Origin of the sequence: Aquabacterium sp. UBA2148 (assembly GCF_002328915.1) — a bacterium.
Taxonomy (GTDB): domain Bacteria; phylum Pseudomonadota; class Gammaproteobacteria; order Burkholderiales; family Burkholderiaceae_C; genus Aquabacterium; species Aquabacterium parvum.
Genome location: NZ_DCXA01000328.1, coordinates 1 through 9445, shown reverse-complemented (window position 1 = coordinate 9445; position 9445 = coordinate 1). Strand labels below are relative to the sequence as shown.

8 protein-coding genes are annotated in these 9445 nt (G+C 64.6%); 2 read left to right on the top strand and 6 right to left on the bottom strand.

Annotated features, from left to right (window positions below; genetic code table 11):
* Positions 1-741, top strand: a 741-nt coding sequence (locus tag B2W70_RS18310; RefSeq protein WP_286748011.1) for an outer membrane protein assembly factor BamD, incomplete at its 5' end; no start/stop codon positions are given.
* Here the strand turns inward: B2W70_RS18310 and aceK are convergent.
* The gene (gene aceK, locus B2W70_RS18305) at positions 742-2637 is read right to left on the bottom strand and encodes a bifunctional isocitrate dehydrogenase kinase/phosphatase (protein ID WP_286748018.1); all 1896 of its coding nucleotides are present in this window, start codon (positions 2635-2637) and stop codon (positions 742-744) included. It lies immediately after the preceding gene.
* 5 nt (positions 2638-2642) lie between these two features.
* The gene (gene can, locus B2W70_RS18300) at positions 2643-3347 is read right to left on the bottom strand and encodes a carbonate dehydratase (RefSeq protein ID WP_286748009.1); all 705 of its coding nucleotides are present in this window, start codon (positions 3345-3347) and stop codon (positions 2643-2645) included.
* Positions 3348-3416: 69 nt separating this feature from the next.
* On the opposite strand from can, the gene B2W70_RS18295 reads away from it, so the two are divergent.
* On the top strand, positions 3417-4505 hold the full coding sequence (locus tag B2W70_RS18295; RefSeq protein ID WP_286748007.1) for an MBL fold metallo-hydrolase: 1089 nt from the start codon (positions 3417-3419) through the stop codon (positions 4503-4505).
* A 42-nt stretch (positions 4506-4547) separates the two neighbouring features.
* Here B2W70_RS18295 and B2W70_RS18290 read toward each other — a convergent pair whose 3' ends face one another.
* The 4 genes from B2W70_RS18290 to glyQ are packed head-to-tail and all read right to left on the bottom strand — an operon-like array spanning position 4548 to position 9219.
* Positions 4548-5447 carry a M48 family metallopeptidase gene (locus tag B2W70_RS18290; protein ID WP_286748016.1) on the bottom strand — a complete coding sequence of 300 codons (900 nt, stop codon included), beginning with the start codon at positions 5445-5447 and terminating at the stop codon, positions 4548-4550.
* Between the two features lie 5 nt (positions 5448-5452).
* The gene (gene gmhB / locus B2W70_RS18285; protein WP_286748005.1) at positions 5453-6091 is read right to left on the bottom strand and encodes a D-glycero-beta-D-manno-heptose 1,7-bisphosphate 7-phosphatase; all 639 of its coding nucleotides are present in this window, start codon (positions 6089-6091) and stop codon (positions 5453-5455) included.
* Positions 6092-6099: 8 nt separating this feature from the next.
* Positions 6100-8280, bottom strand: a complete 2181-nt coding sequence (gene glyS, locus B2W70_RS18280) for a glycine--tRNA ligase subunit beta (protein WP_286748003.1) — start codon at positions 8278-8280, stop codon at positions 6100-6102.
* 3 nt (positions 8281-8283) lie between these two features.
* A complete protein-coding gene (gene glyQ, locus B2W70_RS18275) occupies positions 8284-9219 on the bottom strand; it encodes a glycine--tRNA ligase subunit alpha (protein ID WP_286748002.1) in 936 nt (311 codons plus the stop codon).
* Positions 9220-9445 lie beyond the last annotated feature (226 nt).

Genomic DNA, 9445 nt, shown 5'->3' with positions numbered 1-9445 from the left:
CAGGACGAATTCGCCAACATCGCATCCGACAAATTGTACGCAGACGCCAAGGACGACGCAGCCGAAGGCAACTTCGAGCTGGCGATCAAGAAACTTGAAAAGGTCGAGGCCCGTGCTTCTGGCACCCTTTTGTCTCAACAAGCCCAGATCGACCTGGCCTATGCCTACTTCCGCACCGGCGAGAAAGCACAGGCCCTGGCCAAGCTCGAACGGTTCATTCGCCTGCACCCCACCAGCCCGGCGCTGGACTACGCCTTCTACCTGCAAGGTTTGGTGAACTTCAACGAGAACCTGGGCCTGTTCGGCAAGCTGTCTCGCCAGGACCTGGCCGAGCGAGACCAGCAAGCCTCGCGCGATGCCTACGAGTCGTTCAAGCAGGTGGTCGAGCGCTTCCCGCAGTCGCGCTACGCCGAAGACGCGCGCCTGCGCATGAACCACGTGGTGAACTCGCTGGCCGCTGGCGAGGTCCACGTTGCCCGCTACTACCTGCGCCGTGGCGCCTACCTGGCTGCGGCCAACCGCGCCCAGCAGGCCGTCAAGGAGTACAGCCAGTCGCCCGCGGTGGAGGAAGGCCTTTTCATCATGGCGCAGGCTTACGACAAGCTGGGCCTGGTGCCATTGCGTGACGACACCTTGCGGGTGCTGCGCCAGAGTTTCCCGAACAGCGAGTTTCTGTCCGCAGGCATGGCCGGAGGCACCGCCTCCGACAAGTCCAAAAAGCCCTGGTGGCAGCTTTGGTGATCAGTCACCGGAACCGGCATCACCACTGGTGAAGCCGGTGAGCCGCCCCTGATCGTGCACCTTCGGACCAAGCGGCTGCACCTCCACTGGCTCCTCGACCGGTGCGATCTCGGCAGAGCCGTCCTGCGCGAGGTTCGGCTGGATCTGGTGGATGAACCGGCGCGAGCGGTCGTACGGGAAGACGTCGTGCACGTAGCCGGCCTGGATGCGTTCCTTGCGCTCTTGCCAGAATGCAGGGTCCAGCAGGTCGGCGTGGTGCTGCATGAAGATGTGCCTGACGCGCGGGTCGCCCAGCAGGAACGGCCCGAAAGTCTCCGGGAACACATCGTGCGGGCCGACCGAGTACCAGATCTCGCCTGACATCTCTTCTTCTTCGTTGCGCGGCTCGGGCACCTTGCGGAAATTGCAGTCGGTGACGTATTCGATCTCGTCGTAGTCGTAGAACACGACCTTGCCATTGCGCGTGACGCCGAAGTTCTTCCAGAGCATGTCGCCGGGGAAGATGTTGGCGGCCACCAGGTCCTTGAGGGCGTTGCCGTACTCGATGACGGCGTGCTCCAGCGACTCGCCTTCGGCTTCCTGGATGTAGATGTTGAGCGGCACCATGCGGCGCTCGATGTAGAGGTGCTTGAGAATCAGCACCTGGCCATCCTCGTCTTCCTCCATCACGCTGGGCGCGAATTTCTTGAGCTCTTCGATCAGCTCGTCGTCAAAGCGGTTGCGCGGGAAGGCCACATTGGTGAACTCCAGCGAGTCGGCCATGCGACCCACGCGGTCGTGGTGCTTCACAAGCAGGTACTTGCTCATGATGCCTTCGCGGGTGGTCTCTTTCTGCGGCGGGAAGTAGTCCTTGATGACCTTGAAGACGAAGGGATACGACGGCAGGTCGAACACCAGCATCACCATGCCCTTGATGCCGGGCGCGATGCGGAACTTGTCGCTGGAGTGGCGCAGGTGGAAGAGGAAGTCGCGGTAGAACAGGTTCTTGCCGTGCTTTTGCAGGCCGATGGCGCTGTAGAGCTCGCCTCTGGGCTTGCGCGGCATCAGCGTGCGCAGGAACTGCACGTATGCCGATGGCACCGGCATGTAGACCATGAAGTAGGCGCGCGCGAAGCTGAACAGCGCCAACAGGTCGTCCTCGCCGAAGAGCGCCGCGTCGATGTAGAGCCGGCTCTTGGAGTTGTGCAGGATGGGGATGGCGAAGGGCAGGCTGCGAAAGCCATTGACCACTTTGCCGACGATGTAGGCGCCCTTGTTGCGGTAAAACAAGGAATTGAGGACCTGGATCTGGAAATTGGTGCGCAGGCGGACGTTGCCGACCTGCTCCAGCAAGGCGTCATAGACAAAGCCGATGTCGCGATCGAGGTCATCGAACGCGAGTTTGAGCTCGTAGCTCTCGACGATGGTCTTGAGCATCTGGCGCAGGTTCTCGCGCGTGGGGTAGTAGGCGCGGAAAGTGCCGCCCGTGCCCTCGTCTTCGTCGTCGATGTACTCGGTGGAGACCGCCGGCCGCACGAAGATGAAGTCGTTGCGGTAGTACTTGCGGTGCAGGATCTTGATGGTGACCGAGTTGAAGAAGGTCTCGGCCAGCTCGGGCTGCTTGTGTCCGGTGAGCAGGCCGATGTAGAACAGCTTGATCTGGTGCCAGACCTCCATGGGCAGGGTGCTGGCGCCGTGGTCCTGCTCCAGGCGCTCGACCGCCTCTTCCACGCGCAGGTCGTAGAACTCGATGCGAACGCGCTGCGCGGTTTGCTGCCCGTGCCAGTCGGCCTCCTCGAAACGCTTCTTGGCCTGGGCCGTGGTCTCGGAGAAGATCTTGTAGTGGCGATCGAAGCCATCCAGCAGGGCGCGAGCGATCTCGAAGACCCGAGAGTCGGTGAGTTGTTGCGGGAACATCGTCATCAGCGTGACTCGGTGGGAATGGGGGTGGAGGATCCGGCCTGCGTGTGGCGCTGCTGCAGGCTGGACAGTGCTTGGTCAAACACGGCCTGCACCTGATCTGAGGATGCAACGGTCATGCGCAAATCGTTGATCAAACCATTATGCAAGCCGTATACCCAGCCGTGGATGACCACCTCTTGTCCTCGCTGCCAGGCGTCCTGCACCACGGTGGTTTCACAAACGTTGCGGCATTGCGCCAGCACGTTGAGCTCGCACAGGGCGTTGAGCCTCGCTGGGCCGTCCGGAACGGTTTGCAGCCACTCCTGGTGTGAGTTGCGAACATCTTTGACGTGGCGCAACCAGTTGTCGGCCAAGCCAATGCGGATGTCGTTCATGGCGGCATTGACGCCGCTGCAGCCGTAGTGACCCACGACCATGATGTGCTTGACCTTGAGCGAGTCGATGGCGAATTCCATCACCGACAAACAGTTGAGGTCGGTGTGCACGACCACATTGGCCACGTTGCGATGCACGAACAACTCGCCTGGCAGCAAGCCACAGATTTCGTTGGCCGGCACGCGGCTGTCGCTGCAGCCGATCCAGAGGTATTGAGGCGACTGCTGCTTCTGCAGGCGGCTGAAAAAACCCGGGGTGCGCTGTTCGATGTCTCGGGCCCAGGCACGGTTGCTGTCGAAAAGGTGGGGAAGGGAATGCTGATCGCTCATGACCCGCAGTGTAGACAAGCCTGCGGGTGAGGCAAGCGCTGACAGCGACGCCGGGGCACAATCGACCGCATGAGCCTGAGCAAGCACCCGCCCCCGTCTGACGCCCCGATCGCCTACCCCTGGGGCGACACCCTGCCGCCAACAGGCGAGCTGATGACGCTTCGCCCGGGACTGCAATGGCTGCGCATGCCCCTGCCCTTCGCGCTCAACCACATCAACCTGTGGGTGCTGGACGATGCCGTGGCCGGGCAGGCGGGCTGGATGGTGGTGGACGCGGGCATCGCCTCCGAGCCGATCCGCCAGGCTTGGCAGGCGCTGTGGCAAGGCCCGCTGGCCAGCGCTCCTCTGCGGCGCATGCTGGTGACCCACATGCACCCCGACCACGTGGGCAATGCGGACTGGTTGATCGAGCAGTTCAGCGCACCAGGCCAGCCCGCGCGCCTTTGGATGAGCGCCACCGATCACCTGGCAGCCTTGCAGGCCTGCGAGGCCACCTCCTCGCAAGGAGGAGAGCGCGCGGCCAGCTTTTTTGCCAGCCACGGCCTGCAGCGCGCTGAAGATCTCGCCAAGATCCGGGAGCGCAACGGCTACTACCGCGCCCTGGTGCCCAAGGTGCCGCGTGCGCACCACCGGTTGATCAACGGCATGCAGATCGACATCGGGGATCGGCGCTGGCAATGCATCGCTGGATACGGACACAGCCCGGAGCACATCGCGTTGCACAACGAGCGCGATGGGTTGCTGATCTCGGGCGACATGCTGCTGCCATCGATTTCAACCAACATCAGCGTCTACGAGATGGAGCCCGAGGGAGACCCGCTGGGCTTGTTCCTCGACTCGATCAAAGAGATGCTGGCGCTGCCTGCGGACACCCTGGCATTGCCCTCACACGGGCGACCTTTCACGGGCATCCATGCGCGCATCCGTCAGCTTCAGCAACACCACGAAGACCGCCTGGCAGAGGTGATGCAAGCCTGCAGGCAAGCCCCCTCCTCGGCCGCAGACATGTTGCCGGTGCTGTTCAAACGCCCACTCGATCTGCACCAGACCACCTTCGCCATGGGTGAGGCGATCGCTCACCTCAACCACCTGTGGCACCGAGGGGAGCTCAGCCGAGAACAGGACCAGGCAGGCGTCTGGCGCTTTGCAGCACGCTGAAGCAGTGCACGCAGGGGCGCACGGCCCGGCGCCCCGGCTCGCTCATTCGGGTATGACCACCCGACGCAGGTGATCGCGCGCGGGCTCGTACTCCGGCAGGATGGAGCGCACCACGTCCCAGAAAGCGGGGCTGTGGTTCATCTCGCGCAGGTGGGCCAGCTCGTGCGCCACGACGTAGTCGATGATGTCCAGGCTGAAGTGCATCAGCCGCCAGTGCAGGCGGATGGAGCCATCGGCGCTGGCGCTGCCCCAACGTGTGCGCGCAGACGACAGGCTCACGCGCTTGACGACGACACCCAGCTTGCGCGCGTAGTGCTCCGCGCGTTCGGCGAACAACATCCGGGCTTCACGCTGCAACCAAGCCTCGGCGGCATCGCGGATCTGCGTGCCCATCGCGTCGTGAGGCAAGCCCAACCTGAGCGTGTGGCGACAAGGCGCAGCATCGAGTGACGCAGGCTGGAAGCGCGCGCCGGTTTGCGTCGGATCGAGAATGACGGTGACCGGCTCGCCCATGAAGGGCAGTTGGCAACCGGCTCTCCAGTCGATCTGCGCCGACACCTGGCGCCGTGCGCGCTCCCGTTGGTCAACCAGCTTGTTGCAGATCCAGCGCTCTTTGGCGCGCAACGCGACCTCGATGTCTGCCCAGGACACCCAGCTGGGTGCCCGCACAGACAAGCCCTCGTCGCTGACGACCATGCCAATGCTGCGCCGCTGCACGCGGGTGCATTCATAGCCCACCAGGGCTTTGCCCAGGCGAATTTCACGCACCGCGCGAGGGTGGCGGAACACCGGCAAGCTGCCGAGCAAAGCCGCTTCGGGCACGCTGGCGCGGGCTTCGGCACAGTGGTTGGCGGCCTGGTGGCCCAATCGGTCCGAGTCGCCTGCGAGCCCCTCGGCGGGCGCCTCGTCATCCCAGAGCTGCAACTGCTGCGCAGCGGGCATCGAACTCAAGTCAACTCTCCCATGTGGGTGGCCACGGGCGCATCGTCTCCGTGGGCACGCCGGTCTCGCAGGACGATGAAGTCGGCGAAAGCAGACAGATCAGGGTGGATCGTCAGGTCAGGCACCCGGCGACGCAAATCTTGCAGTTCCGCCTCGCTCATGGTGGCAGCCTGACCGGTGCGAACCAGGTGAGGCTCGCAGCCCACGGACTGGGCAGCCAGCACATCACGAGGCAGATCACCAACCATGGGCACGCCAGCCAGATCACAACCAAAACGCTGACCGATCATTTGAAACAGCCCTGGCGAGGGCTTGCGGCAAGTGCAATGGTCTTCAGGGGTGTGCGGACAGAAGAACACCGCTTCCACCCGCCCGCCCACGCGCGCCAGCATGTGGTTCATCTTGGCGTGCATGGCATTGAGCGAGACCATGTCGAACAGGCCCCGCCCGATGCCGGACTGGTTGGTGGCCACGACCACATGCCAGCCTGCGTGATTCAGGCGGGCGATGGCCTCCAGGGCCCCAGGCAGGGGCACCCACTCGTCGGCGGACTTGATGTAGTCCTCGCGCTCGTGGTTGATGGTGCCATCGCGGTCAACGATGACCAGCTTGATGGCCTCACCAGGGTGGGAACGAGACAGCATGTGGTGGATCAGGCAGCCAGTCGGGACAGGTCGGCAACTTGGTTCATCGCAGCATGCAGGGTGGCCAGCAGGCCCAGGCGGTTGGCCTTCAGGGCGGGGTCCTCGGCGTTGACCATGACCCCGTCGAAGAAAGCGTCCACCGGGGCCTTGAGGGCCGCCAGCGCTTGCAGGGACCCAGTGTAGTCGCCTTGCTCAAAAGCCGCTTGGGCTTTCGGAGCCACGGCTTGCAGGGCTTCGTACAGGGCGCCTTCTGCTGACTCCTTGAACAGCCCGGCGTCGACCTTGGCCTCGACCTCGCCTTCCACCTTTTTCAGGATGTTGCTGACTCGCTTGTTGGCCGCAGCCAGCGAAGCGGCCTCTGGCAGCGCAACGAACGCGCGCACGGCGGCCAGCCGGCGCGGCACGTCACCCAGGCGGGCGGGCTGCAGGGCCAGCACGGCGTCGACTTCCTGGGCGCTGTAGCCCTGCTCACGCAGGGACACGGCCAGGCGGTCGGCGAAGAAGCTCAGCAGGGCTTCGGTCGGCTTGTTGATGAGCTCACCGAACGGGGCGGCGGCCGCGTCGAACAACTCGGGCAGCGACAGCGGCAGGTTCTTCTCGACGAGCAGGCGGATCACGCCCAGCGCATGGCGGCGCAGCGCAAACGGGTCCTTGTCGCCGGTGGGCAATTGGCCGATGCCGAACAGGCCCACCAGGGTTTCGAGCTTGTCGGCCAGGGCCAGCACGGTGCCGGTGTGGTTGCGCGGCAGGCTGTCGCCCGCGAAGCGCGGCTTGTAGTGGTCTTCGATGGCGATGGCCACGCCGTCACGCAGGCCCTCGTGGCGGGCGTAGTAGCCGCCCATGATGCCTTGCAGCTCCGGAAACTCGCCGACCATGTCGGTCAACAGGTCGGTCTTGGCCAGCAGCGCGGCTTCTTGCGCCTTGCTGTCGAGCACCTTGAAGTGGTCCTGGTCATCGACCGTGAAGGGCACGGTGTGCAGGCTGAGCTGGTTGACCACGGCGTGGGCGATGGCGCGCACGCGCTCGGCGCGCTCGCCCTGGGTGCCCAGCTTGCCGTGGTAAACGACCTTGGCCAGGCCCGGCACACGCGATGCCAGCGTCTTCTTGCGGTCCTGGTCGAAAAAGAACTTGGCATCGGCCAGGCGCGGGCGCACCACGCGCTCGTTGCCTTCGATGATCGCGCTCGGGTCGGACGGGTGGATGTTGCTGACCACCAGGAACTGGTGGGTCAGCTTGCCGTCGGCGTCGAGCAGCGGGAAGTATTTCTGGTTGGCCTTCATCGTGAGGATGAGGCACTCTTGAGGCACGGCCAGGAAGGCTTCTTCAAAGCGGCCGATCAGCACATTGGGGCGCTCGACCAGCGCGGTGACTTCGTCGAGCAGGGCCTCGTCTTCAATCGGCTTGAGGTGGTTGCCGGCGCGGCCCGCGGCCGACTTGAGCTGCGCGACGATCTCGGCGCGGCGCTCGGTGAAGCTGGCGATCACGGCACCATCTTCGCGCAGTTGCGCGGCGTAGCCGTCGGCGTCGCGCAGCACCACGGGCGAAACCTTGGCCTCGAAGCGGTGACCATGGGTTTCGCGAGCGGCCTTCAGGCCCAAGGTCTGCACCGGCACAACCTGGTCGCCATGCAAGGCCACCAGGCCATGCGCAGGGCGCACGAAGTTCACGCTGGTCCAGCCTGGCTGGAAGCTGGCGCCATCGCCTTGCTCCAGCTGGTAGGTCATGACCTTGGGGATCGGCAGCTTGGCCAGCGATTCATCGAGCGCTTTTTGCAGGCCGTCGGTCAGCGAAGCACCGGCCTTGACCGTGTCGAGGAACAGGGCCTCGGCCTTGCCATCGGGTTGGCGCTTGAGCGAAGGCACGACCTCGACACCCAGGCCGAGCGAAGCCAGCTTTTTGAGCAGCGCGGGCGTGGCCTGGCCGCTGGCGTCGAGGCCCACGGTCACGGGCATGAGCTTGTGCTGCACGGGCTGGTCGGCGGCCTTGCCGACCACGCTCGTCACGTGAACAGCCAGGCGGCGCGGCGAGGCGTAAGGCGTGACGGTGGCATCGGCCGAGGCCAGGCCCTGAGCCTTGAGGCTGTCGGCCAGCACAGAGGCGAAGGACTCGCCCAGTTTCTTGAGCGCCTTCGGGGGCAGCTCTTCGACGAAGAGTTCAACCAGCAGGTTGGCGGTGCGGGTGTCGGACATGCTTTAAGCCGCCTTCTTGTTGTTCAGTTGCTCGATGACCTCGTCGGCCCACGCCTTCGGAGCCATGGGGAAGCCCAGGCGAGCACGGCTTTCGAGGTAGGCGGCGGCCACGCTGCGCGCCAGGTTGCGGATGCGGCCGATGTAGGCGGCGCGCTCGGTCACCGAAATGGCGCCGCGCGCATCCAGCAGGTTGAAGGTGTGCGCGGCCTTGAGCACCTGCTCGTAGGCCGGCAGGGCCAACTGCTGCGTCATCAGGTACTGGGCCTGCGTCTCGTAGTTGGTGAACGCGCCCAGCAAGAACTCGACGTTGCTGTGCTCGAAGTTGTAGGTCGACTGCTCGACCTCGTTCTGGTGGAAGACGTCGCCGTACTTCACGACGTTGCCGGCCGGGTCCTTCGAGTAGACCAGGTCGTACACGCTTTCCACGCCCTGCAGGTACATGGCCAGGCGTTCCAGGCCATAGGTGATCTCGCCGGTGATGGGCTTGCAATCGATGCCGCCGACCTGCTGGAAGTAGGTGAACTGCGTCACCTCCATGCCGTTGAGCCAGACCTCCCAGCCCAGGCCCCAGGCGCCCAGCGTGGGGTTCTCCCAGTCGTCCTCGACGAAGCGGATGTCGTTCTTCTTCAGGTCGAAGCCCAGGGCTTCGAGCGAGCCCAGGTAGAGCTCCAGGATGTTGGCCGGAGCGGGCTTGAGCACGACCTGGTACTGGTAGTAGTGCTGCAGGCGGTTGGGGTTCTCGCCGTAGCGGCCGTCTTTCGGGCGGCGGCTGGGCTGCACGTACGCGGCCTTCCAGGGCTCGGGGCCCAGGGCGCGCAGGAAGGTGGCGGTGTGGCTGGTGCCGGCGCCCACTTCCATGTCGTACGGTTGCAGCAGGGCGCAGCCCTGGGCGTCCCAGTAGCTTTGCAGGCGAAGGATGAGTTGCTGGAAGGTCAGCATGTTGAAACCTTGTGGGCTGCGCGCCCAGGCATGACCTGCGCAAGCAACCAGTGTGGGGATGACGCAAACCGCGCCCATGACTTGGGCAGCGCGAACGCGAAAAGCCAAACCCCCGATTCTAGTGAAGAAGATCGTTGGCGCCGCGCACTCGGTGCGCGCCACATTGCACTCAGGGGCGGCAACGCAGGGCGGGCCACGCCCGCCACACCACCACCAGCAAACCCAA